Origin of the sequence: Corynebacterium oculi (genome assembly GCF_001412105.1) — a bacterium.
Taxonomy (GTDB): Bacteria; Actinomycetota; Actinomycetes; order Mycobacteriales; family Mycobacteriaceae; genus Corynebacterium; species Corynebacterium oculi.
Window position 1 is genome coordinate 157539 of the sequence record NZ_LKST01000001.1, and the last position, 24542, is coordinate 182080.

A 24542-nucleotide genomic window follows, 5' to 3' on the forward strand; every position below is an offset into this window, starting at 1 on the left:
CCCGGCCCCAACCAGAAATGAGATCAAACCAGCTCATGGCACGTATGCAAGAAAGTGCGGATCTGCTCAAGTGCTCCTTCTGCGGGAAAACCCAGAAGCAGGTGAAAAAGCTCATCGCCGGTGGCGGGGTGTACATCTGCGACGAGTGCATTGAACTGTGCAACGAGATCATCGAGGAGGAGATGGGCGCGGCCAAGGCCGCTAACCAGGAGCAGTCCGGCAGGCTGCCCAAGCCCTCCGAGATCCGCGCCTTCTTGGACGAGTACGTCATCGGCCAGGATGAGGCCAAGAGAGTGCTGGCCGTGGCCGTGTACAACCACTACAAGCGTATCCGGGAGGCGGAATCGGCGGCCTTCCGCAAGCACGGCGAGGACGTAGAGATCGCCAAATCCAATATCCTCCTGCTGGGCCCCACCGGTTCCGGCAAGACCTACCTGGCGCAGACCCTGGCCCGGCTTCTGGACGTCCCCTTTGCCATCGCGGACGCCACCAGCCTCACCGAGGCCGGATACGTGGGCGAGGACGTGGAAAATATCCTGCTGAAACTCCTCCACGCTGCGGACTTTGACGTGCAGCGCGCCCAGCGCGGAATCATCTACGTGGACGAGGTGGATAAAATCTCCCGGAAATCGGAGAACCCCTCCATCACCCGCGATGTCTCCGGCGAGGGAGTGCAGCAGGCCCTCCTGAAAATACTGGAGGGCACCACCGCCTCCATTCCACCCCAAGGGGGGCGCAAGCACCCCAACCAGGACCTCATCCAACTGGACACCTCCAACATCCTCTTCATCGTGGCCGGCGCCTTCGCGGGCCTAGACCGCGTGATCCAGGAGCGGGTGGGCAAACGCAGCCTGGGCTTTGGCTCCCAGGTGGAGAGCCTGCGCGACCGCGAGAGCCAGGATCTTTTTTCCGAGGTGCAGCCGGAGGATCTGGTGCGCTTTGGCCTGATCCCGGAGTTCATCGGGCGGCTGCCCGTGGTGGCCACGGTGGGGAACCTCGATCAGGACTCGTTGGTGCGGGTGCTCACGGAGCCGAAGAACGCCCTGGTGCGCCAGTATCAGAGGCTCTTTGACATCGACGGGGTGGACCTGCATTTTGAATCCGAGGCCCTGGAGGCCATCGCGGATAAGGCCATCGAGCGCGGCACGGGCGCGCGTGGGCTGCGGGCGATCATGGAGGATCTGCTGGTGCCCGTGATGTATGAGATTCCCGACCGCGAGGGCGAGGGGGAACTCACGATCACCGCAGAGATGGTGCGCGGCGAGGAGGATCTGCTGGTGGCCGATTGCGCGGAGGAACGCTCAGCGTAGCGCGGGCGCGCGGCGGGGTGCGGGGGTTTTCTGGGCCGGGGCGTGTGGCCCCGGCGGGCGGCTTCGGGCGGGCCGCCGCCTCCTATTCGTAGATCGCCTGTGCGGATTCCGGTTCCTCGTCCACGGATTGCGTGGTGCTCAGGTAAGAGTTATGCCCGGAGTGGGGGATATTGGAGGTCAGGAAGGCCAGAACGGCGTCAATGGTCATGCGGCGCACGCCCTCGGTGTTGGCCTCGTTGGTGAGGTCGATCCCGAACATGTTGACGGCCAGGTCGCGCTGCTGGGAGCGAAGGAAAGAAAGCCCGGAGACCAGGTAAAAGACGTCATAGGCGGAGATTCCGGGGCGGAACACTCCGGCGTCCTGGCCCAGCATGAGCAGTTTATCCAGGTGTAGGATCACCTCCGCCTGGCTGAACAGGGGGGCGATCTCGGTGAGGTGCAAGATGTGCTGAAGCGATTCCATGTGCAGCATCTGCGCGGCCACGGGGTGCCGGGCGATCTGCACGTACATGGCGTCCACCACGGTGCGGATTCCGTCCACGGGGATCGCGGAATCAATGACCAGGCGGTGCGAGGGGGGCTGGAGCAGTTCGACGGCGCGGGAGAGGACGGCCTGGTATAGGCCCTTCTTATTGCCAAAGTGGTAATGAATCATCCGCTTGGATACCCCCGCCTCCTTGGCGATGGCATCGAGCTTGGCTTCGGAGAAGGGCTTGACGCAAAAGCGCTTCATCGCCACGTCAATGACCTTTCCCATGGACTGAGCCTCGGGTGATTGGGGGTCGAGTGCCAGGTCGAGGTCGTCGCGCGCCATTCGGTTCCCTCCGTGGTGTTCTTAGGTGTCCTCGCGCGGCGTAGCGGTGGGTACGCTCGCGGAAATATCATTACTTAGAGTACGACGCCGCCCGGGGAGGGGGTGGCTGTGGCTTGGAAAAAACACATGAATAGCCAGGTGAAGCGGGGTATTTCTGGCACTTTTGGGGGTATTATCTGAACTCCTTGTGGGGGTATCCTGGAGGGCGTTGCTTTGTTTCTTCGTTTGTTTTTTGGGTGCCGAAAGGCCGAAAGGACTGCTCATCATGACGCATGCTGCTTCCCCGTCCGTCAAAAAGATCGCCGTCACCGGCGCAGCCGGAAACATCGCTTACTCGCTGCTGTGGCGCATCGCCAGCGGCGAGGTCTACGGCCCCCACACCCCGGTGGCCCTGCACCTGCTGGAGATCCCGGAGGCCCGCCAGGCCGCAGAGGGAGTGGCGATGGAACTGCTCGACTCCGCGTTCCCGCTGCTGCGCAGCATCACCGTCACCGAGGATCCCGCCGTGGCTTTCGACGGCACCTCGGCGGCCTTCCTGGTGGGAGCCAAGCCGCGCGGCAAGGGGCAGGAGCGCGCCGATCTGCTGGCCGCCAACGGCACCATCTTTGGCCCGCAGGGAGCGGCGATCAATGACCACGCCGCCGATGACGTGCGCGTGGTGGTGGTGGGCAACCCGGCCAACACCAACGCGCTGATCGCCCAGCAGGCCGCGCCGGACGTCCCCGCCGAGCGCTTCAGCGCCCTCATGCGCCTGGATCACAACCGCGCGTTGGCCCAGCTCGCGCAGCGCCTGGGGGTGCCCAGCGCCGATCTGGAAAAGATGGTGGTGTGGGGCAACCACTCCGCCACGCAGTTCCCCGATCTTTCCTACGCCACCGCGGCCGGAAAGCCGGTGGCGCCCGAGGTAGACGAGGGGTGGTACCGCGAGGAGTTCATGCCCACGGTGGCTCAGCGCGGCGCGGAGATCATCGCGGTGCGCGGGCGCTCCTCGGCGGCCTCGGCGGCCTCGGCGGCGGTGGATCACATGCGCGATTGGATTCAGGGCTCGGCGGGCTGGGCCACGGCGGCGATTGCCTCCGATGGTTCCTACGGGGTGCCGGAAGGGCTGATTTTTGGCTTCCCTACCGTGGCGCGGGAGGGGCGCTGGGAGATCGTTTCGGGCCTGGAACTCGGTGAGTTTCAGCGCGAGCGCATCGCCGCCAATGTGGCGGAATTGCAGGAGGAACGTCGCGCGGTGGCGCACCTGCTGGCGGGCTAAGCGGGGGCGCTAAGATAGGCGGCGTGATGGAGAACCGCGCCGAGAAACTGCCGAAGAGTTGGGACCCCCACGCCGTGGAGGCCGAGTTGTACCAGCGCTGGATAGATCGGGGGTACTTCCAGGCCGATCCCGCCAGCGCCAAGCCGGCCTTTTCCGTGGTGTTGCCGCCGCCCAACGTCACCGGACAGTTGCACATGGGGCACGCCTTAGATCACACGCTGATCGACGCTATCGTGCGCCGCAAGCGCATGCAGGGCTATGAGGTGCTGTGGCTGCCGGGCATGGATCACGCGGGCATCGCCACCCAGACCAAGGTGGAGGCGCAGCTCAAGGAAAAAGAGGGCATATCGCGCCACGATCTCAGCCGCGAGGAGTTCGTGGAGCGAGTGTGGGAGTGGAAGAAGCAGTACGGCGGCACGATCTTGAATCAGATGCGCGCCATCGGGGACTCCGTGGATTGGTCCCGCGAGCGGTTTACCCTCGATGAGGGGCTCTCTCGTGCCGTGCAGACCATCTTCAAGGAACTTTTTGATCGCGGCCTGATTTATCGCGCCAATCGCCTAGTCAATTGGTCTCCCGCGCTGCGCACGGCGGTCTCGGATATTGAGGTGGTCTACCGGGACGTCGAGGGCGAACTGGTGAGTTTCCGCTACGGTGACGGCGAGGATTCCCTGGTGGTGGCCACCACCCGCGTGGAGACCATGCTAGGCGACGTCGCCATCGCGGTGCACCCGGACGACGAGCGCTATCGGCACATGGTGGGCAAGGTGCTCCCGCACCCCTTCCGCGAGGACCTCAGCATCAGGGTGATCGCGGATAGTTACGTGGACCCGGAGTTTGGCACCGGAGCGGTGAAGATCACCCCGGCGCACGATCCCAACGATTACGCGATGGGGCAGCGGCATGGACTGGACATGCCCACCATCATGGACGAGTCCGGCTACATCGCGGGCACCGGCACCCGCTTCGATGGGCTGAGCCGCGAGGAGGCCCGCGAGGCCCTGCGCGAGGCCCTGCGCGAGCAGGGGCGCATCGTCAAGGAGGTGCGCCCCTACGTACACTCCGTGGGACACTCCGAGCGTTCCGGCGAGGCCATCGAGCCGCGCCTATCCTTGCAATGGTGGGTGAAGGTGGAGGACCTGGCGAAGATGGCGGGCGACGCCATCCGGGACGGCCATACCACGCTGCACCCGAAGGCCCTGGAGCCGCGCTACTTCGACTGGGTAGATGACATGCACGATTGGTGCATCTCCCGGCAGCTGTGGTGGGGCCACCGGATCCCCATCTGGTACGGCCCCGAGGGCGACGTGGTGTGCGTGGGCCCGGACGAGGAACCTCCGGCCGGCTACGAGCAGGACCCGGACGTGCTGGACACCTGGTTTAGCTCCGCGCTGTGGCCGTTTTCCACGATGGGCTGGCCGGAATCCACCCCGGAACTAGACAAGTTTTATCCCACCTCCGTGTTGGTCACCGCCTATGACATCCTGTTCTTCTGGGTGGCTCGCATGATGATGTTCGGTACCTTTGCCGCCACCATCACCCCCGGCTGGGAGAACACGGTTCCGTTCAAGGATTTTTTCCTGCACGGCCTGGTGCGCGATGAAAAGGGCCGCAAGATGTCTAAGTCCTTGGGCAACGGCATCGACCCGATGGACTGGGTGGAGCGCTTCGGCGCGGACGCCCTGCGGTTTACCCTGGCGCGCGGAGCCAACCCCGGCGTGGATTTGCCGGTGGGAGAGGATCACGCCCAGAGTTCCCGCAACTTTGCCACCAAGCTCTTCAACGCCACCCGTTTTGCCTTGATGAAGGGCGCACAGGTGGGCCCGGTGACGCGCGAGGAACTCACGGACGCGGATCGGTGGATCCTCGACCGTCTGGAACAGGTGCGCGCCAGCGTGGACTCCTACCTGGAGGACTACCAGTTCGCCAAGGCCAACGAGGAGCTGTACCACTTCACCTGGGACGAGTTCTGCGACTGGTATCTGGAAATCGCCAAGACTCAAGATCCCGAGCCCACCCGTTTTGTGCTCGGGCGCGTGCTGGACGTGGTGCTGCGCCTGCTGCACCCGGCCATGCCCTTTGTCACGGAGGTGCTGTGGACGGCGCTCACGGAGGAGGAATCCATCGTGATCGCCCCCTGGCCCACCGCGGCCGATACGAACGACGGCGCGCAGCCCGACGAGGTGGCCGCGCGCCGCATCGAGGATTCCATCAAACTCATCACGGAGTTGCGTCGCTTCCGCTCGGATCAGGGTGTTAAGCCCTCCCAGCCGGTTCCCGCCCGGATCGATTGCTCCATCGTGGATCTGACGGGCCAGGAGGAACTGGTGCGCTCCATGGCGCGCGCCACCTACCCGGAGGAGGGTTTCACGGCGTCGGCAAGCATCGAGGTGCGGCTCTCCCAGGCCACGGTGGAGATCGCCCTGGATACCTCCGGCACCGTGGACAAGGAGGCCGAGCGCAAGCGCCTGGAGAAGGAACTCGCGGCGGCGCACAAGGAGCTGGATACCACGGGCAAAAAGCTGGGGAACCCGAACTTTGTGGATAAGGCCCCCGCCGAGGTGGTGGACAAGATCAAGGAGCGGCAGCGGATCGCCGGGGAAGAGGTAGAGCGCATCACCGCGCGCCTGGAGGGCCTGAAGTGAACGAGGAAAGCGGCGTTCACCTCGACGAGACCGGGCTGACCCTGCCCATCGACATGGCGGGGGAGAAGGCCGAAGAACCACAGGCCCGTCCGGTCACGCCGGAGGATCTGCGCGCCCTGGCCGAGGTGGAGGCGGAACTCGATCAGCGCTGGCCGGAAACCAAGATCGACCCCAGCACCGAGCGCATGGAGGCGCTCATGGATCTGCTGGGCGCCCCGCAGCGGGCCTATCCCTCCATTCATGTGGCGGGAACCAACGGCAAGACCTCCACCGTGCGCATGATCGAATCGCTGCTGCGTGCTTTCCACCGCCGCACCGGGCGCACCACCTCCCCCCACCTGCAACTGGTCACCGAGCGCATCGCCATCGACGGCCTGCCGATCCACCCCCGCGATTACGTGCGCACCTGGCGGGAGATCGAGCCCTACGTGGCGATGGTGGACGAGCGCTACGGCACCCCCATGTCCAAGTTCGAGGTGCTCACCGCGATGGCCTTCGTGGCCTTTGCCGACGCCCCGGTGGACGTGGCCGTGGTGGAGGTGGGCCTGGGTGGGCGCTGGGACGCCACCAACGTGATCGGCGCGCAGGTGGCCGTTATCACCCCCGTGGGGCTGGATCACACCGATTACCTGGGTTCGACCCTGGCGGAGATCGCCGGGGAAAAAGCCGGCATCATCACCTCGCGCTGGGACAAAGATGACCTGCTCACCCCGCCGGATAACGTGGCGATCGTGGCCGAGCAAGATCCCGAGGCCGCCGAGGTGATCCTGCGGCGCGCCGTGGAGGTCGATGCCGCCGTGGCGCGCGCCGGGGTGGAATTTGGGGTGCTGGAATCCACGGTGGCCGTGGGTGGGCAGCGCCTGAGCATCCGGGGCCTGGGTGGGGAGTACACCGATATTTTCCTGCCGCTCTCCGGGGAGCACCAGGCCCGCAACGCCGCCGTGGCCCTGGCGGCCGTGGAGGCGTTCTTCGGCGCGGGGGCGGGCCGCCAGCTTGACGAGGGCACCGTGCGCCGCGGCTTCGCGGAGGTAGCCTCGCCCGGGCGCCTGGAGCGCGTGCGCTCGGCCCCCACCGTCTTTATCGACTCCGCCCATAACCCCCACGGCATGAACGCCCTGGGTCGGGCCCTTGACCGCGACTTCACCTTTGAACGCCTCATCGGCGTCGTGGCCGTGCTGGGGGATAAGGATGCCCAGGGTGTGCTGCGCGAACTCGAACCCCACGTGGCGGAGGTGGTGTGCACCCGCAATTCCTCCCCCCGTTGCCTGGAAGCCGAGGAACTGGCGGAATACGCCCGCGAGATCTTCGGAGAGGAGCGAGTGCACGTGATGGACACCCTGCCGGGGGCGGTGGAACTGGCCGTGGAACTCGCGGAGGAGGCCGAGGTGCAATCGGGCGCGGGGATCATCATCACCGGATCGGTGGTCACCGCCGGGGAGGCCCGCACTCTTTTTGGAAAGGAACCCGCATGACGCAACCGAAGGACGCCCAGTACGGCCCCCTGGGGCCGGGGCACGCCCCGGAGAAGGATCCCATGAAGGGCATCGTGGGGGTGATGTCCGCCACCATGTGCATGGAGGCCATCACCTTCTACCTGGCGCTCACCGTAATCGCCAGGGTGGACGGCGGGGCCTACTGGACGCCCTTTTCCGCCGTGTACGTCACCGCTATGGCCACGATCATGCTCGTGGTGTCCTTCCTCCAACGGTATCGGTGGTCCATACCCGTGGACATAGCCCTCCAGGTGGCGGCCCTGGGCGGGTTCTTTATCCACTACTCCCTGGGCATCGTGGCCTGCGTGTTCATCGCGGTGTGGTGGTACGTGCTGCACCTGCGCTCCAGCCTGATCGCCAGGATGAGGCGCGGCCTGCTCACTACCCAACACATGTGACGGGCGCGGGGGATCACCGCCCCTGAACGGGGGTGCGGGCCGGGGCCTGCTCGGGGGATATAAGTCCGGTACAGTAACGGGCATGACTGAACGCACTCTGATTCTGATCAAGCCGGACGGCGTGGCCCGCGGCGTGGTGGGCAACATCCTTTCCCGCATCGAGGCTAAGGGGCTGAAGTTCACCGCCCTGGATCTGCGCGTGGCTGACCGCGAGACGGCGGAAAAGCACTACGCCGAGCACCAGGACAAGCCCTTCTTTGGGGAACTGGTGGACTTCATCACCTCCGCGCCGCTGATCGCTGGTGTGGTGGAGGGCGAGCGCGCCATCGAGGCGTGGCGCCAGCTCGCCGGCGGCACCGATCCGGTGTCCAAGGCCACCCCCGGCACCATTCGCGGCGACTTCGGCCTCTCCGTGGCGGAGAACGTGGTGCACGGCTCCGATTCCCCCGAGTCCGCCGAGCGCGAGATCGGCATCTGGTTCCCCAACCTATAAGGGGTAGGAGAAAAGCCGGAGCCGTGTGCTCCGGCTTTTTGCTTATCGACGCCGCGCTAGCGGTGCCGCGACATGCCGCCAGGCGCGGGAACTAAGCGCGCTGGGGTGTGGCCTGGGTGGCGCGGCTCAGGGCGTGGACGCCCTCGGGTGTGAGCGCCAGGAAGATCTTTCCCTCATCGCTTCCGGCGTCCACGGCGCTGGTGTAAATCAGCCCCGTAGCCTGGGGCTCGCGGGCCTCTCGCAGGGTCATGGTCGCATTAGTGTTCAGCGCGTAGGCCACCAGGCGGGTGCGCACCCGGATTCCCTCCACCGCGCCGAGGGCGTGGAGCGTGGAGAGAAACTCAAGGTGCTCGCGGGCCATGTCGATCTGCTCTTCGGTGACCGTGAAATCCTTGGCGAGTACCTCTTGGGCGTGCTTGCGGCCGGTTGCCCCCGCGAGGCGGTGGGAGTACCGGGCGAGGAGGGTACAAAACACAAAGGCGATCACCCCGATGATGGTTCCGGCCGTGAGAGAGCCGGAGAAGAGGGGAACCACAAATATCCAGGTGAGCGTGGGAATGAGATAAAGCCATGTGGTCTTATTGGAGTAAGTATCCCGATGATCCCAGTTTTCGGCGCTGTTGAGTGGAGAACGATGCACGATGGTGATGACCGGCATGAGGGAAAGGAGGAGAACAGCAAAGCCCCAGAGCGGGAGGTCAATGGTGGATAAGAAGAACGCTAATCCCATGCCTGCGCCAAATAGGAGGCTAAGCGGCCAGGAGAGAGAAAGGCGATCGAAAGCGCGTGTGAGTGTCATAGCGCTCAGGGTATGCAAAGATGGGGGAGAATGCTTGCTAACCCCGTGTGGCGGCGGTACCCCTCGGAGGAGCGTGAGGGGTTCAGCGCCCGGGGAGACTTATAATTTCAAGGAGTGAATAACGTGGCAGAAAGCCGAAAGAAAAAGGCCGCCGAATCCACGCTGGCGGGATCGGCCAAGGATTTTGATCGTAGTCAGCTCGGGGCAAAGACCAGGGTGCATGCCCTGGCGAAGATGCTGGGGGCCACATCCAAGGATCTTGTGGGGGCGCTCAAGGATCTGGGGTGGAACAAGGTGGCGCAATCCACGCTGAGCCAGGAGGAGGCCACCGCGCTGCTGGATCACCTGGCGGGTGCCGCAGAAACCGGGGACAAGGGGAAGAAGAAGCCAGAAAAGGGGAGAAAGAAGAAGGGGGCTGAGGCCCCCGCGCAGGATACGCACTCCGCGCAGCCGGTGGACTCTGCGGAGTCGGAGGAGCGCATCCGGCACCGCGTGGAAAAGAACGTGGCCAATGAGATCCACCAGATCGAGGAAAAGGTGGAAAAAGACCTCTCCGAGCAGGTGGCCCAGGCGGGGGCTCGCGAGGAGGCAGGCCAGGATTCCGCTGCTGAGAGCACTGAGAGCAACGAGGGCGCTGAGCCCGCCGTGGTTCCCGAGGCGGAACAAAAAGAGCCGGCCAAGCCCAAGGCCGCCAGGCGTGAGCGCTCCCGCCGAGCGATGAAAAAGACGGCCAAAGCCGCTCCTCATTCCGAAGAGAATGCCGAGCACGAGGCACCCCACGAGCCGGAGAAGAAAGCCAAGAAGCCAAAGAAGGCGGCCGAGCAGCAAGAAGAAACCCGTGAGGAAACCAACGCTGGGGGTGAGGCTTCCCCGGAGGCCGAACCCGACGCGGGGGCTGCCGAGGATCATGCCACCGGGCGTTCGCGGCGTCGGCACCGCCGCGTGACGCGCCGCGCTCACACCGCGCAGGCGGAACCAAGCGGGGAGACTGAGTCCGAGGAGGAACCTCAGCAACCGGAAGAGTCCCGGCAGGAAGAGGGCACGGAGGCGTCGGAAAGCACCAAGCCGCGCCGCCGGGGGCGTCGCGGTACCCGCAGGGGCCGGGGCGAGCAAGAGGCGCCGGAGGCCGAGGAAGAAAAGGAAGAAGAGCACGAGGAGATTCAGGAGCCGGTGGCGCTCAAGGGCTCCACTCGGTTGGAGGCGCAGCGGCGGCGACGCAGCGAGCGCAGCGATGAGGCGCGCAGGAAGCGCCACGTGATCTCCCAGGCGGAGTTCCTGGCGCGCCGGGAGTCCGTGGAGCGCACGATGGTGGTGCGCGAGCGGGATCGGCAGGATCATCACGGCGTGGTCACGCAGGTGGGCGTGCTGGAGGATGACCTGCTGGTGGAGCACTTTGTTACCTCGGATCAGCAGACCTCCATGATCGGCAACATCTACCTGGGGCGGGTGCAAAACGTGCTGCCCTCCATGGAGGCCGCGTTCATTGACATTGGCAAGGGCCGCAATGGCGTGCTCTACGCGGGCGAGGTGGATTGGAAGGCCGCCGGGCTCGGCGGGCGATCCCGCAAGATCGAGCAGGCGCTGCGCGCGGGCGATCAGGTGTTGGTGCAGGTCACCAAGGACCCGGTGGGGCACAAGGGGGCGCGGCTGACCACGCAGATTTCCCTGGCGGGGCGCTTCCTGGTGTATGTGCCCGGCGGCCGCAGCGCGGGCATCTCGCGCAAGCTTCCCGGCCCGGAGCGCAAGCGTCTCAAGGACATTCTTAAGGAGGTGGTGCCCAACCAGGGCGGCGCGATCATTCGTACCGCCGCCGAGGGGGTTTCGGAGGAGGCCATCGCCGCCGACGTCCGCCGCCTCCACGGTCTCTGGGAGGACATTCAGGCCAAGGCTCAGGAGGAGAAGCAATCTCGCGGGGCCACCCCGGTCACCCTCTACGAGGAGCCGGACATGCTGGTCAAGGTGGTGCGCGACCTCTTTAATGAGGACTTTGGCTCCCTGGTGGTGGAGGGCCGCCGCGCCTGGAACGTGGTGCATGCTTACGTGCACTCGGTGGCCCCGGATCTGGAGGAGCGCCTCACCTACTATGACCGCGCGGAGCACGGCGGAGTGGATGCCTTTGAGGCATACCGCGTGGACGAGCAGCTGCACAAGGCGCTGGCGCACATGGTGTGGCTGCCCTCGGGTGGTTCCCTGGTGATTGACCGCACCGAGGCGATGACGGTGATCGACGTGAATACCGGGCGCTTCACCGGCTCCGGGGGCAACCTGGAGGAGACGGTCACCCGCAATAACCTTGAGGCCGCCGAGGAGATCGTGCGCCAGCTGCGCCTGCGTGACCTGGGCGGCATGATCGTGATCGACTTCATTGACATGGTGCTCCCGGAAAACCGCGATCTGGTGCTGCGCCGCCTCAAGGAGGCCCTGGGCCGGGATCGCACCCGCCACCAGGTTTCCGAGGTCACCTCCCTGGGGTTGGTGCAGCTCACCCGCAAGCGGCTGGGCACCGGCCTGCTGGAGACGTTCTCCACCGAGTGCCCCACCTGCGAGGGGCGGGGAATCCTGGTGCATGAGGACCCCGTGGAGCACGGCGCGGGAGAGAAGGCGGAGAAGTACGCCGAGGCGGATCGCAGGCGCAAGGGCGCGAAGAGGCCCGCCAAGGAAGACACCCCCGCTTCTGCTCCCGGGGCGCAGCGATCCATCGAGGAGCTGGCCTCCGCCGTGGTGGTAGCCGAGCCGGGCGAGATGTCCGAGGTGGAGAAGATCGCCGCGGCGGCGGTGGAGACCGCCGATGAACTCGATCCGCATGAGCCCAATGGGGCGCACTACGAGCAGGCGGTGGCGGAGTTTGAGGCCTCCCCGCGCCGTCAGCGTCGCACGCGCGGTAATTCCCGTTCCGATCGTCGCCCGCAGCCGGAGGACTTCAAGGAGCCCGAGGAAGAAAGCGCTATTCGACGCCGCCATCGCCGCCGCGTGGTGCGGCGTGGTGTCGCCAAGGCGGCTGCGGAGGCGTCGGCGGCGGTGCGCCGGAAGCCCACGGCGGAGTCTGGGCGCCGGGAACCGGAAACCGTGGACTCCGGTGCTTCTCGACGCCGTGGGCGTCGCCGCGCCACGCGCCGCCGAGGCTAGGGCGGTTTGTGTTCGGCGGCTGCGGCAGGGTAACCTTTGGCAGTCGCTGTTTTGGGGCGAGTTCCACCTGTCTGTGTGATGTCAGCGCTCCGAAGCAATTGAGTACCTGTCCATGTCAGGCCCGCTCGGGTCTGAGCCGAGATACCAGATAAGGGGTAGCCCTCCGATGTACGCGATCGTCAAGACCGGCGGAAAGCAGTACAAGGTTGCCGAAGGTGACCTCGTCAAGGTCGAGAAGATCGAGGGTGAGCCGGGTTCGTCCGTGGCTCTCACCCCGGTTCTGCTCGTCGATGGCGCCGATATTAAGTCCACCGCTTCCGAGCTTGAGGGTGTCAACGTCTCCGCGGAGATCGTGGAGCACACCAAGGGCCCGAAGATCAAGATTTTGAAGTACAAGAACAAGACGGGCTACAAGGTTCGTCAGGGTCACCGTCAGAAGCTGACCGTCCTCAAGGTCACTGGCGTCAAGTAATTTAGCTTTTAGCGAGGGAGGCAAACCCACATGGCACACAAGAAGGGTGCATCTAGCTCTAGTAACGGTCGCGATTCAAATGCCAAGCGCCTCGGCGTGAAGCGTTTTGGCGGCCAGAAGGTGAACGCCGGTGAGATCCTGGTGCGCCAGCGCGGCACCAAGTTCCACCCGGGCGAGAACGTCGGCCGTGGCGGCGATGACACGCTCTTCGCCCTCAAGGAAGGCTCCGTGAAGTTCTCCATCAAGCGCAACCGCCGCATGGTGAACATCGTGGAGGCCGAGCAGCCGGTGGCTGCTTCCGCCTAAGTTTTTCCTGAAGCAAAGCCCCACCGTTTTCCGCAGGAAATGGTGGGGTTTTGTCATGCCCGCAGGAGGAGGCCTCGCCCTTCCAGCGCCGCCGCAGCCGACGATCATGGGAGGCCAGCACCACGGCGCCGGGAAAATCCCATAACGCCGCCTCCAGTTCCTCTACCAGGCGCAAGGAGAGGTGATTGGTGGGTTCGTCGAGAAGCAATAACTCCGGCGCGCTCAGCAGCAGCCATGCCAGGCTCAATCGGGCCCGCTGTCCGCCGGATGGCAGGCTGATGTGGGTGGCGGTGCCGGTGATTCTCCCGGTATGAGGGGTGAGGTCTCCGGCGAGTATCCGCAGCAGGGTGGACTTTCCCGCGCCGTTCTCTCCGATAAGGCTGGTGCGATCCTCGGCGGGAGGAGAAGAGGATTTACCACACCATGATCGGACACTATAACGCGCCCCGCCTGCGGAAAACCACGGGCGGGGCGCGTTATGCAGGGAGAGGGCCTATGCCTCGGCGTCGGCCTCCTCGGAAGCGCCGCCGAAGGTGAGATCCTTCAGGCCGCCGAGGGTATCGGTGATTCCCTTGGCGGTCTCCACGCCCTTCTTGGCGTTGTCCAGGCGCTTGCCGGTGAGATCGGCCTGCTCCTGGGCGGAGGGCTTGGTGGCCTCGGAAGTCGTGGTGGTCTCGGAGGCGGTGGCCGTGTCCTCCGCCGCCAGGGCGGTGGTGGCCAGGGCCCCGCCGGTCAGGGCGGCCGCGGCGGTGGCGGAGGCAAAGAGGCGCGTCATCTTCTTCATGCGAAGTACCTTTCTTGAGATGGAAGCGATCAGTGCGGCCCCCACGCTAGGGGCGAAGAAGTGGGCAGGCAAGGCCAGTGGCGGGATTGTCAGGGGATGCTACTGGCGGAGGAAGTAAGGGCAGGTTGCGTTAAGGCGCGCGCAAGGTACTTAAGGTGTCCTTGGGTGGGGTATCCAGGGTGGTAGCATCGGAGTGCTCAGATCGCGCACAGATAACAAGGGGTATTGCTGCTATGGCTCGCTTCATTGACCGTGTGGTTTTGCACTGCTGCGCCGGCGATGGCGGCCACGGTGCCGCCTCGGTGCACCGGGAAAAGTTCAAGCCGCTCGGTGGGCCCGATGGCGGCAACGGCGGCCACGGCGGGGACATCGTGCTGGAGGTGTCCACTCAGGTGCATACCCTCCTGGATTTCCACTTTCACCCGCACCTGAAGGCCAAGCGCGGCGCCAACGGCGCGGGCGATCACCGCAACGGCGCGCGGGGGGAGGACCTGGTGCTCCAGGTACCGGTGGGCACAGTGGTGCTTGCGGAGGACGGCGAACCCCTGGCCGATCTCACGGTGCCGGGCTCGCGCTTCATCGCGGCCACCGGAGGCTACGGCGGACTGGGTAACGCCGCCCTGGCCAGCCGCAACCGCAAGGCCCCTGGTTTTGCGCTGAAGGGCGAGCCGGGGGAGGAACGGGATCTGATCCTGGAATTGAAGTCCGTGGCGGACGTGGGCCTGGTGGGTTTCCCCTCGGCGGGGAAATCCTCGCTGATCTCGGTGCTGTCCGCCGCCCGCCCGAAGATCGGGGATTATCCTTTTACCACCCTGCAACCCAACCTCGGGGTGGTCAACGTGAGCAACCAGACCTTGACCATGGCCGATGTTCCCGGCCTGATTCCGGGGGCGAGCGAGGGCAAGGGCTTGGGCCTGGACTTTCTGCGCCACATTGAGCGCACGGCGGTGCTGGTGCACGTGGTGGACACCGCGACCCTGGAATCCGGGCGCGATCCGGTCTCCGATATTGAGGCTCTGGAAAACGAGCTGGCGGCTTACCAGTCCGCCCTGGATCAGGATACGGGCCTGGGCGATCTGCGCGAGCGCCCCCGCATCATCGTGCTGAACAAGGCGGACGTGCCGGAGGCGGAGGAACTCGCGGAGTTCGTCAAACCGGAGCTGGAGGAGCGCTTTGGGTGGCCCGTTTTTATTATCTCCGCCGTGGCGCGCCGGGGCCTGGAGCCGCTGAAGTACGCGCTCCTGGAGATCGTGGAGGAGGACCGCAAGCGCCGCCCCAAGGAGAAGAGGCAGGAGAACACGATTATCCGTCCGCGCGCGGTGGATGCCGGTGGCCGCAACGCCAAGGCCGGGCGGGACTTCGAGGTGCTGTCCGATCCCGAGGAGCCGGGGGCCTACCTGGTGCGCGGGCGTAAGCCGGAGCGCTGGATCGCCCAGACGGACTTTGACAACGATGAGGCCGTGGGCTACCTGGCGGATCGCCTGGCGCGCGCCGGGGTGGAGGAGGCCCTGTTCAAGGCGGGGGCCCAGGAGGGGGCCACCGTGACCATCGGGGAGGTGAGCTTTGAGTGGGAGCCGTTGACCACCGCTGGCGATGAGATGGTGATGACGGCGCGCGGCACCGATCCGCGCCTGGCGCGCTCCCAGCGAGCCTCCGCGGCGGAGCGCAAGCGCGCCTCGCAGGCCCGCCGCGGACTCATTGACGAGTACCACTACGAGGACGAGGGCCCCTCGGATCGGGAGCGCTGGCAGGGCTAAGAAGCACGGCCGGACGCGCACCGGGTGTGTACCATGTAGTGAGCATGAGACAATATCTTGCTCACGCAAAGCGGATCGTAGTCAAGATCGGGTCTTCTTCCCTCACCAATGAGGCCCACACCGTGGACACGTTCCGGCTCGATGAGATCGTGGATGCGCTCACGGCGCGCATGGGGCGCGGCACGGACGTGATCGTGGTGTCCTCCGGCGCGGTGGCCGCTGGCATGGGGCCGCTGGGGCTCAAGCAACGCCCCACGGATCTGGCCACCAAGCAGGCCGCGGCGGCGGTGGGCCAGGTGGAACTGGCCCATGAATGGGGCAAGTCCTTTGCCCGCTACAACAGGACGGTGGCGCAGGTGCTGCTCACCGCCGGGGACACCGGCGTGCGCGACCGCGCCCGCAACGCCCAGCGCACCATTGATCGGCTGCGTCAGATGGGCACGGTGCCCATCATCAACGAGAATGACACGGTGGCCACCTCGGAGTTCCACTTTGGCGATAATGATCGCCTCTCCGCGCTGGTGGCGCACCTGGTGTGGGCGGACGCCCTGGTGCTGCTTTCCGACGTCGATGGCCTCTACGACCGCAACCCCCAAGAACCGGGAGCGCGGTTTATCCCCGAGGTACGCGGCGATGAGGATCTGCGCGGCGTTTCCGCCGGTGATGGCGGGGCCGTGGGCACGGGGGGCATGGCCTCGAAGATCTCGGCGGCGCGCCTGGCCGCGCGCGGCGGGGTGCCGGTGCTGATGACCTCGGCGGCGTCGATAAGCAGGGCGCTGGACACGGCGGACGTGGGCACGGTGTTCTACCCCAAGGACAACCGCCTGTCCGCGTGGAAGTTCTGGGCGCTGTACGCGGCGGACATCGCGGGGAAGCTGCGTATCGACGCCGGGGCGGCCCAGGCCGTGCGCTCCGGGGGGACGTCCCTGCTGGCGGTGGGGATCACCGAGGTGCTGGGTGACTTTGAGGCCGGGCAGATCGTGGACATCGTGGACGAGGACGACGAGGTGGTGGGCCGCGGCGAGGTGGGCTATTCGGCGGCGGACTTGCAGGGAATGAAGGGAAAAAAGACCTCGGAATTGGCCGAGGAGCAGCGCCGGGCCGTGGTGCACACGGACTATCTTTCCTATTTTGCGGCGCGGCACTAATTACTTGCATAAGGAGGAAGCACCATGCGTTTTGCCATGCTGCCCAAGGCCTGGCCCGCCGTGGTCTCCGCGCTGGAGTCGGCAGGGCATGAGCAGGCGAGCCTGGAGGAAGCGGAGTTTGTGGTATTCAACGGTGACGGCCCGGATTTCCCCGATCTTCCCGCTGGGGTGAAGTATGTACAAACCGCCACCGCTGGGGTGGACGGTCTGCGCGAGGCCGGCCTCTTGAGCGATCGGGTGCGCTGGGCCAACGCGGCGGGACTCTACTCGGACTCCGTAGCGGAGGGAACCCTGGGGCTTATGCTGGGGGCTGCGCACATGTACAAGCTGGTCACCGCCCGGGCCTCGTGGGACGTGGCCAAGAAGATTCAGTACGAATCCCAGTTCCTCTACGAGGATAAAACCGTGATGATCGTGGGGGCCGGGGGCATCGGACTGCGGCTGATGGAGCTGCTTGAACCCTTTGGCTGCGAGGTGATCGCGGTGAATAAATCCGGCCGGGCCGTCCCCGGTGCGCGGGAAACATACCCGATGGAACAGGTGCGCAGCGAGCCGGAACTGTGGGGCAGGGCGGACTTTGTGGTGCTGTTGGCTCCCCTGACGGAGGAGACGCGGGGCCTAGTGGACGCGGACGTGCTGGGGCACATGAAGCAGACGGCCCTCCTCATCAACGCCGGACGCGGCGGGCTGGTGAACACCGATGACCTCGTGGACGCCCTGCGCGAGGGGGTCATCGCCGGGGCCGGGCTGGACGTGATGGAGCCCGAACCCCTGCCGGACGGGCACCCGCTGTGGGGATTGGAGAACTGCCTGATTACCCCGCACACCACCAACACCATTCCGATTATGAAGAAGCGCCTGGGCGCGCTGGCGGTGCGCAACGCGGAGCTATTCGCGGCGGGGGAGCGCATGGAGACGGAGTTTGACCCCGAGGCGGGGTACTACGCGTATTCCCGTAGGAGATGCCATGAGGAGGCGATATGAGCGGGGCACCCGAGGAGGATCAACCGAAGCCGGGGAAGGTGGAGACCTGGGGGATAGAGCACCCGGAGCTGGGGCGGATACAGGTGCACGTGGGTTCCGCGGAGCAACTGCGGGCGATGGATCCGGGGTTCCCGGCGGCGAAGGAGCCGGACGAGGCGGAGGAGGCAGAAGGAACGGAGTCCGAGGGAGCCGACCGGATAACCCAGGCAGCGGAATTGGTGGAGGCGAAGGAAGCCGAGGGGAAGAGCGCCCGCCTGCTGAAGGCCCTGATCGCGGTGGGCACGGGCGTACCCGCCATGCTGGTGACCCGCGAGGGCGCGGTGGTGGCCCGCTACGAGCGGCTCGACGAGCGCAAGGCACCCCTGGATATGGAGGCCGCGGAGAAGCTGGAGGCGGACAGCTATACGATCGCCATCACTAGCCCCTCCCACCCGCGCCTGGTGGTGGACACGGGGCGAGGGGATCGGTGGGTGAAGTCCATCTACGTGCAGGACGCCCACGGCGGCACCGTGGACATCATTCCCCCCGAGGGCTCCCGCGCGCAGGAGTATTACCGGGCGATGGAGGAATCGCCGTGGAAGCGCCTGGTGTACCCGCTGCTCGGCGGCATGAGCAAGGCCGGGTGGGCGGTGGGCGTGTTAGTCCTGGGGCCGCTCGTCTCCCGGCTGATTTCCTGGTTGGTGAGCCTCCTCCCGGATTTCTCGATCGATGTGCCCCGGCCCGATATTTCTCTGCCCTCTATCTCGTGGCCGAGCATCTCGCTGCCGAGTATCCCGTGGCCGGATATTCCCTGGCCCGATATTTCCTTTCCCTCGGTGACGGTGCCGGACTGGATCAAGGTGGTGGTGGAACACGAGAAGATTTGGTTCCCCCTGCTCCTGGGCCTGGTGGTGGGGGTGATCTCGCTGCGCCGTGCGCGCACGGCCAGGCGCACCCGCCAGCGGTGGCGCAGCGGGGAGGCGGAGACACCGGCGGAGTCCCCCGGGACGGGGGCGACGGAGCCGGAGGGGAAACCGGAAGAGAAGTAGCGTGACCTCGCGTACACTGGCGGGGCATGGAATCTCATACTCGTGAGTCAGAACGCGCAGAGGTCCTCGCCAAGGCACGGGCCGCCAAGGCGGCCGCCCCGCGGGTTGCTCGGCTGACCTCCGGGCAGAAGAACAAGGTTCTTCACGCCGCGGCCCAGGCGCTCGCGGAGAACACGGAGAAGATTCTCCAGGCCAACGAGCGCGACGTGCAGGCCGGGCAGGACGCCGGCATGGCGGATTCCCTGGTGGATCGGCTGCGCCTGGACGCCACCCGGATCGAGGGCATCGCCGGGGGGTTGCGCCAGGTGGCGGCCCTGCCGGACCCCGTGGGGCAGGTGGTGCGCGGCAGCACCATGCCCAACGGCATTCAGATGCGCCAGGTGCGCGTGCCCCTGGGCGTGATGGGCATGGTGTACGAGGCCCGGCCCAACGTCACCGTGGACGCCTTTGGTCTGGCGCTCAAGTCCGGCAATGTGGCGCTGCTGCGCGGCTCCAAGTCCGCCCGCAACTCCAATGCCGCCCTGGTAGAGGTATTGCAGGAGGTGCTGCGGGCGCATGACCTCCCGCAGGAGGCCGTGCAGCTGCTTCCCTGCGAGACGCACGATTCTGTCCAGGACCTCATCACCGCGCGCGGCCTGGTGGACGTGGTCATCCCGCGCGGCTCCGCCCGCCTGATCCAGGCCGTGGTCACCGGGGCCACCGTTCCCACCATCGAAACGGGCAGTGGCAACTGCCACTTCTACATCGACGGCGAGGCAGACCTCGAATCCGCGATCACGATGGCACTCAACGGCAAGACGCGCCGCCCCTCCGTGTGTAACGCCACGGAAACGGTGCTTATCGACGCCGCCCTGCCCGCCGCCGAGCGTCAGCGCGTGGTTGAGGCCTTCCAGGAGGCGGGGGTCACCGTGCACGGCGACCCCGAGCAGCTCTTAGGCGTGGAACCGGCCACGGAGGCCGATTGGGGTGAGGAGTACCTGAGCATGGACATCGCCGCCGCAGTGGTGGACGGCGTGGACGGGGCCATCGCGCACATCGCCCGGTGGTCCTCCGGGCACACCGAGGCGATTGCCACCCGCAACCACGCCACCGCGCAGCGCTTCGCCCGAGAGGTGGACTCGGCGGCCGTGATGGTCAACGCCTCCACCGCCTTTACCGACGGCGAGGTGTATGGCATGGGCGCGGAGATCGGCATCTCCACCCAGAAGCTCCACGCGCGCGGGCCGATGGCCCTGCCGGAACTCACCAGCACCAAGTGGATCCTGGAGGGCACCGGGCAGGTGCGGCCCTAACCTTGGCCGAAGAGCACCGCGGGATCGGTGCCCGTGGCCAGCGCGGCGGCCAGCAGCATTCGCGCCTGTGCGGAGCGGAAGTAGCCGGAACTAATCACGCCGCGTTCGCGCAGGGTGGCCCCTCCTCCCGCGCCGCCGTAGGCGGCCTCGGTGCTGCCGGTGGGCACGCGGGTGCTCATCACCACCGCCACGCCTAGATCGAGGGCGTCATCAATGGCGGCGGCGAGATCCCCGCCCACGTTGCCCGCGCCCATGCCCTCGATCACCAGGCCGCGCGCGCCGCGCTCCACGGCGGCGTCGATGAGTGCGCGGGGCGCGCCGGGGTACGCGGCGATGGTCTCCACGGAGGTGTCGCCCAGCGGACTCAGCGGCAGGGCCGCGGGGCGGGGGCTATCCGCAGGGGCGTTGTTGGCAAAACCATCCACCTCGGTGGTGTGGGCCTTGTACGTGCCGCGCGCCGGGAAGGTGGAGCCGCCGAAGGCGATGAACGCCCCCTCGGGGGTGTTCTTATCCGCCGCCAGGGCGATGGCCTGGGCGAGGTTATCGGGGCCGTCGGGTTGGGGATCGTCAGCGGGCTTCATGGCGCCGGTGAGGACGATGGGCCGGGAATCGGGGCGGAAGGCATCGGCGGTCTCCTCCATGGAATCCGTGCCGTGGGTGACCACCACGCCGGTGACCTCGGGGTCGCTCATCGCCGTGTGAATGGCGGAGAGAATGGTGTCCGTATCGCTCAGCGTCATGGCGGAGGAATCGAGCTGCGCTACCGGGCGCACCTGAAGATCCAGGTCGGGGCCGAAGCGGTCGCGCACCGTGTCGAGCAGTTGCTCCCCGGTGAGGGTGGGTACGAGGGCGCCGGAGGAGTCGGCGGTGCTGGCGATGGTGCCGCCGGTGGTGAGCACCACCACGCGGCCGTGGAGGTCGCGGGCGGCGGTCGCGGAGGTTTCCGTGGGGGCATTGGTGGCGCTGCGGTCGGAGGCGGAGCAGGCGCTAAGCAAGCCGAGGGTGGCGAGCAGCGCCACCATCGTGCGGATCAGCAGTCTCATAATTCGAGTATATGGCGCGGTGGGCCGGGGAAACTGTGAGGTTGGCGGCACCTATTCTTCTTTTTCTCGGCTGTGCGTGGGAACCTTCCAGTAATTCCACCCCCACAGTACGTTCCAGATAAAAAAGGCCACCCAGCAATAGAAGAATGGATCTGTCTTGGTGTGATAGGGGTGGGCATCTGGATCGCTGCGGGCGATGACGAAGATGCTAAGGAAGGTGAGCGCCACGATGAGCAGGATATATAGGAGTACTAACCAAGGGGAGTGGAGCCGAAAGGCGGCGTCGAGCGTCAGCATGAGCAGGACGCTGCGGGCAAGTCCCCGAACGTGCTGGCCGAGGAAGTAGTTGTGCCCGCCGCCCCACCCGGACCACACGGCGATGATATAGGCGCGTTGTTTGGTTCGGGTGATCGGGCCGTGGCGGATAGAGTCGAGTTCTTTGTCGATGTATTCCGGGCTATAGCCAAACATCTTCTCTTACCACCTTGATTATGTATTGTGCGCAGGGGCTAGTATTCTGGGGGATGCGGCTGTCAAGAACCAAGAACACGGATACCGCGCTGAGTGTTTACGATGAAGGGCATGGGTTCCCGGACTATTCCCCGAGTATGTTCCTCGTTGCTGGTTGCGCTGGCGGTGTGCGGCTCCATGGCGGCGTCGGTAAGCACTGCCCATGCCGCGCCGGAGGCACCGGCCCGATGCCCGGCGGTGACGGTGATCGCGGCGCGCGGCTCGGAGCAGAATGAGAACCTGGAGCCCACGCGCTACAGCCCGGAGGCGCCCTGGGAGTCCAACGGGTATGAGGAGGAAAATATCCGGGCCTTCTTCCAGTTCTCCGAGCAGCGGTACCGGGAACGCACCGGGGAATCGCTCATGCGGGACGTGCAGGTGCTGCCGCTGGATGCTTCCGTGTACCCGGCCTCCCTCCACGTGCCCCGGATCGCGGAGGTAGGGGAGGAGATGACGGCGCTGGAAACCCTGCGGCGCGTGGGGCAACTCCTGCGCGAGACTCCCGCGCAGGAGATCGCGGGCAACGCCGTGCGCGGCTTTCTTGATTCCCTGGTGCACGGCACGCTGAGCGTGGATAACGTGATCCGGGATTATGAGGCGGAATCGGGCTGCCAACCGCATTACGTGTTCTTTGGCTATTCCCAGGGGGCCATGCTGCTTTCCGCCCGGGAGCGGGATATACAGGAGTCCGTGCAGGGGCGGCTGGCGGGAACCCTCTACATCGGTAACCCCCTGCTGGCCTGGGGTGATCCCTCCTTGGTGGGGGAACCTAAACACGGGGTGGGCCTGCTGGGGCTTGCGCCGTTGAACTCTCGGACCCTCTCCGCCGTGGACGAGCAGCACCGCCTGAATTATTGCCTGCGCGATGACTTCGTGTGCGATGCGGGGTGGGAGTCCGCCACCAAGGCGCTGTCCGGGGGCGGCGGCGCGCACGCGCTGTATTTCCTCAACGCCGCTGCCCACCCGGAACAAGCCACGGCGGCGGAGGAGGCCCTGGCGGATTCCTTTGCCCGATGGGTGGAGGAAACGCGGGCGCTGCGTGAGGGTGGAGGAGAACGCGAGGAGTAAAAGGTAAGGGCGCCTTTCCCGGTGGGAAGCAAGGGGCTATGCTGACTCAATAGCTGAATATGGGCTAAAAAAAGAAAGGAATGCCCGTGCTTTCTATACCAAATAATCGCTTTCGAGCGGCGCGCGCCGCTGCCACCACCCTCTCCGCCCTCGCCCTGCTGTGTGCGGGAATATCCGCGGGCGTGCCGACGGCCCAGGCTGCTCCCGCAGACTCCCCGCAGCCGGTGATCCCGCCCTCCTCCGGCCCCAGGGAATGCGTGCCCTACCTGGGCGATCTGCTCAAGGGCAACGGGCAATTCCCCCTGGGGCTCGTCCCGCCGGATTACGGAGCCAAGGGGTACGAGGATCTGCCGGTGAGCGCGCGGCAGCAGGACCTCCCACCCAGGGTGGACCTGCGGGATAACACCCAGGGGTTTAATGGACAGATCGAGGCGGTTCTCCGCGGGGGAGAACTCTTTGTGCGCCGCACCGGGGAGCAGCAGTGGCGCGATCTGCCCACCCCGGACTGCCTGCGCGGGGAGATCGTGGGTATCTCGCTCAACGATGACGCCCTGGTGGCCCTCGACGGAGACGGCTGGATCTACACCCTCTCCAACCTCCAATCCAGCCCGGAACGCTGGGGCTGGATCAGGGCCTGGGGCGGGCCGGTGTGGCTGGGCAAGGGACTGCAATCGCCCACCACGCAGCCGGGAAGGTGGGCGCTGAGCCTCATCGGCACCCACACGGATCGGGTGTATGACACCCCGGACGGCAAGCAGCAGCCGGTGTCTCTGGCCAAGGTCACGCAGGTGGTGGCACTCAACGAGGACGGCTCGCGCATCTATTCCCTTGACCCCTGGCTCGCGCGCGATTACTCCTACGAGGTAGGCACGCCGTGGAACTCCCGGTTCCAGGCGGAGGCCATGTCCGCCTCCGGGTCGGTCATTTTTATCACCAATAAGTACGGTGACATGTACACTCGCCTCTCGGACTTTGACATCAATGGCTCTGATCCCGCGCAATTCCGCTACGGCTGGGGCGAGGACGAACGCCCCGCAGCGAACGACGCCGCCCAGCACCGCATCGACGAATCCACCGCCCCCATCGGCCTGCCGGCCGACGATTGGCACCACCAGCCCAAGATTCCCGGGCGCATCACCAACCGCCTGTCCATACATTCCACCGCTCCGGGATCGAATAACCGAGAATTGCGCGTGGAAGGTGTGAATGCAGAGGGCACCACGGGATTCTGGCGCAAGGAATTAACCGCGAGCCAATGGGAATTTATTCCCACCGGAATGCCCCTTGAGGGAACCGAATTGGACAACTCCTTACAGGATCGCAGCGCCGAAACCCTGGCCGCCCCCTCGCCCTTTTCCTATCGCGGGGAACTCACCCCCGGCGTGACCATGAACGTCTCCGAGTTTGCCTATGCCTCGCCCAAGCGTGACGTCACGCTCACCGTGGGCGGGCGTGATTACCGCTTTGTGCTGCACACCATCGACGGCCGCCTGGGCACCCCGTTCTCCATGCGCACCCTCCCGGTGGAGGGGGAGTTTGGCTCCCGCCCGGCGGGCCTGGCACAGGGGGTACCGCGCAATTACCTGGCGGCCCTGGAGGTGCCGGAGGAAACGCGGGCCCAGGCGGCGGAGGAGGCGCAGAGCAACCCCGCCCTGGCGCAGTTCCTGTCCGGCTATCTGGAAGGTGAGCGCTACCACCAGGTGTATCTGAAGGTCACCCCGCAGACGATGGAGGTGTGGAACTCCCCGGTGGAAAACATGGCCGTGCCGTTGCTCAGCGAGGTGGCTCGCCTGGAGCACGCGGAGGGGTGATGA

At 66.0% G+C, this 24542-nt stretch carries 22 protein-coding genes; 16 read left to right on the top strand and 6 right to left on the bottom strand.

What is annotated here, in order from left to right; genetic code table 11:
• Positions 1–35 precede the first annotated feature (35 nt).
• On the top strand, positions 36–1310 hold the full coding sequence (clpX, locus tag Cocul_RS00795; RefSeq protein WP_055121418.1) for an ATP-dependent Clp protease ATP-binding subunit ClpX: 1275 nt from the start codon (positions 36–38) through the stop codon (positions 1308–1310).
• Between the two features lie 82 nt (positions 1311–1392).
• Here clpX and Cocul_RS00800 read toward each other — a convergent pair whose 3' ends face one another.
• Entirely contained in the window at positions 1393–2124 is a 732-nt protein-coding gene (locus Cocul_RS00800; RefSeq protein WP_055121419.1) for a TetR/AcrR family transcriptional regulator, read from the bottom strand.
• A 265-nt stretch (positions 2125–2389) separates the two neighbouring features.
• Here Cocul_RS00800 and Cocul_RS00805 point away from each other — a divergent pair, with 265 nt between their 5' ends.
• From Cocul_RS00805 to ndk, 5 genes are all read left to right on the top strand, one after another.
• Positions 2390–3382 (top strand): malate dehydrogenase, encoded by a 993-nt coding sequence (locus Cocul_RS00805; RefSeq protein ID WP_055121420.1) that lies wholly within the window; start codon positions 2390–2392, stop codon positions 3380–3382.
• A 26-nt stretch (positions 3383–3408) separates the two neighbouring features.
• Positions 3409–6027, top strand: coding sequence for a valine--tRNA ligase (locus tag Cocul_RS00810; protein WP_055121421.1), 2619 nt, complete (start codon positions 3409–3411; stop codon positions 6025–6027).
• Positions 6028–6080: 53 nt separating this feature from the next.
• On the top strand, positions 6081–7499 hold the full coding sequence (folC, locus tag Cocul_RS00815) for a bifunctional tetrahydrofolate synthase/dihydrofolate synthase (RefSeq protein ID WP_211257089.1): 1419 nt from the start codon (positions 6081–6083) through the stop codon (positions 7497–7499).
• A complete protein-coding gene (locus tag Cocul_RS00820) occupies positions 7496–7918 on the top strand; it encodes a DUF4233 domain-containing protein (protein ID WP_055121423.1) in 423 nt (140 codons plus the stop codon). Before folC ends, Cocul_RS00820 begins: the two co-directional genes overlap by 4 nt.
• Positions 7919–8000: 82 nt before the next feature.
• Positions 8001–8411, top strand: a complete 411-nt coding sequence (gene ndk / locus Cocul_RS00825) for a nucleoside-diphosphate kinase (RefSeq protein WP_055121424.1) — start codon at positions 8001–8003, stop codon at positions 8409–8411.
• A 91-nt stretch (positions 8412–8502) separates the two neighbouring features.
• Here ndk and Cocul_RS00830 read toward each other — a convergent pair whose 3' ends face one another.
• Entirely contained in the window at positions 8503–9210 is a 708-nt protein-coding gene (locus Cocul_RS00830) for a hypothetical protein (protein WP_150114286.1), read from the bottom strand.
• 123 nt (positions 9211–9333) lie between these two features.
• Here Cocul_RS00830 and Cocul_RS00835 point away from each other — a divergent pair, with 123 nt between their 5' ends.
• The 3 genes from Cocul_RS00835 (at position 9334) to rpmA (ending at position 13114) form a co-directional block, all read left to right on the top strand.
• Positions 9334–12336, top strand: coding sequence for a translation initiation factor IF-2 N-terminal domain-containing protein (locus Cocul_RS00835; protein ID WP_055121426.1), 3003 nt, complete (start codon positions 9334–9336; stop codon positions 12334–12336).
• A gap of 166 nt (positions 12337–12502) precedes the next feature.
• Positions 12503–12808 (top strand): 50S ribosomal protein L21, encoded by a 306-nt coding sequence (rplU, locus tag Cocul_RS00840; protein ID WP_055121427.1) that lies wholly within the window; start codon positions 12503–12505, stop codon positions 12806–12808.
• Positions 12809–12838: 30 nt separating this feature from the next.
• The gene (gene rpmA / locus Cocul_RS00845; RefSeq protein ID WP_055121428.1) at positions 12839–13114 is read left to right on the top strand and encodes a 50S ribosomal protein L27; all 276 of its coding nucleotides are present in this window, start codon (positions 12839–12841) and stop codon (positions 13112–13114) included.
• Here rpmA and Cocul_RS12980 read toward each other — a convergent pair.
• On the bottom strand, positions 13050–13598 hold the full coding sequence (locus tag Cocul_RS12980; protein ID WP_082422096.1) for an ATP-binding cassette domain-containing protein: 549 nt from the start codon (positions 13596–13598) through the stop codon (positions 13050–13052). The two genes, rpmA and Cocul_RS12980, sit on opposite strands and share 65 nt — an antisense overlap.
• Before the next feature lie 9 nt (positions 13599–13607).
• Positions 13608–13898, bottom strand: a complete 291-nt coding sequence (locus Cocul_RS00850) for a hypothetical protein (protein WP_055121429.1) — start codon at positions 13896–13898, stop codon at positions 13608–13610.
• Positions 13899–14131: 233 nt separating this feature from the next.
• On the opposite strand from Cocul_RS00850, the gene obgE reads away from it, so the two are divergent.
• The 5 genes from obgE to Cocul_RS00875 are packed head-to-tail and all read left to right on the top strand — an operon-like array spanning position 14132 to position 20107.
• Complete coding sequence (gene obgE / locus Cocul_RS00855) at positions 14132–15655, top strand: GTPase ObgE (protein WP_055121430.1); 1524 nt, start codon at positions 14132–14134, stop codon at positions 15653–15655.
• Between the two features lie 44 nt (positions 15656–15699).
• Positions 15700–16803 carry a glutamate 5-kinase gene (gene proB / locus Cocul_RS00860; RefSeq protein WP_055121987.1) on the top strand — a complete coding sequence of 368 codons (1104 nt, stop codon included), beginning with the start codon at positions 15700–15702 and terminating at the stop codon, positions 16801–16803.
• Positions 16804–16827: 24 nt separating this feature from the next.
• Positions 16828–17787 carry a D-isomer specific 2-hydroxyacid dehydrogenase family protein gene (locus Cocul_RS00865; protein WP_055121431.1) on the top strand — a complete coding sequence of 320 codons (960 nt, stop codon included), beginning with the start codon at positions 16828–16830 and terminating at the stop codon, positions 17785–17787.
• The gene (locus tag Cocul_RS00870; RefSeq protein ID WP_055121432.1) at positions 17784–18815 is read left to right on the top strand and encodes a hypothetical protein; all 1032 of its coding nucleotides are present in this window, start codon (positions 17784–17786) and stop codon (positions 18813–18815) included. The genes Cocul_RS00865 and Cocul_RS00870 overlap by 4 nt, the downstream gene beginning before the upstream one ends.
• A 26-nt stretch (positions 18816–18841) precedes the next feature.
• Positions 18842–20107 (top strand): glutamate-5-semialdehyde dehydrogenase, encoded by a 1266-nt coding sequence (locus Cocul_RS00875; RefSeq protein WP_055121433.1) that lies wholly within the window; start codon positions 18842–18844, stop codon positions 20105–20107.
• Here Cocul_RS00875 and Cocul_RS00880 read toward each other — a convergent pair.
• Together Cocul_RS00880 and Cocul_RS00885 are read right to left on the bottom strand one after the other, a co-directional pair.
• On the bottom strand, positions 20104–21150 hold the full coding sequence (locus Cocul_RS00880) for an asparaginase (protein WP_082422097.1): 1047 nt from the start codon (positions 21148–21150) through the stop codon (positions 20104–20106). The two genes, Cocul_RS00875 and Cocul_RS00880, sit on opposite strands and share 4 nt — an antisense overlap.
• A 51-nt stretch (positions 21151–21201) precedes the next feature.
• A complete protein-coding gene (locus Cocul_RS00885; protein ID WP_055121434.1) occupies positions 21202–21621 on the bottom strand; it encodes a hypothetical protein in 420 nt (139 codons plus the stop codon).
• Between the two features lie 111 nt (positions 21622–21732).
• On the opposite strand from Cocul_RS00885, the gene Cocul_RS00890 reads away from it, so the two are divergent.
• Together Cocul_RS00890 and Cocul_RS12575 are read left to right on the top strand one after the other, a co-directional pair.
• Entirely contained in the window at positions 21733–22728 is a 996-nt protein-coding gene (locus Cocul_RS00890) for a hypothetical protein (RefSeq protein ID WP_150114287.1), read from the top strand.
• An 86-nt stretch (positions 22729–22814) separates the two neighbouring features.
• Complete coding sequence (locus tag Cocul_RS12575; protein WP_245622059.1) at positions 22815–24539, top strand: hypothetical protein; 1725 nt, start codon at positions 22815–22817, stop codon at positions 24537–24539.
• Positions 24540–24542: the final 3 nt, after the last annotated feature.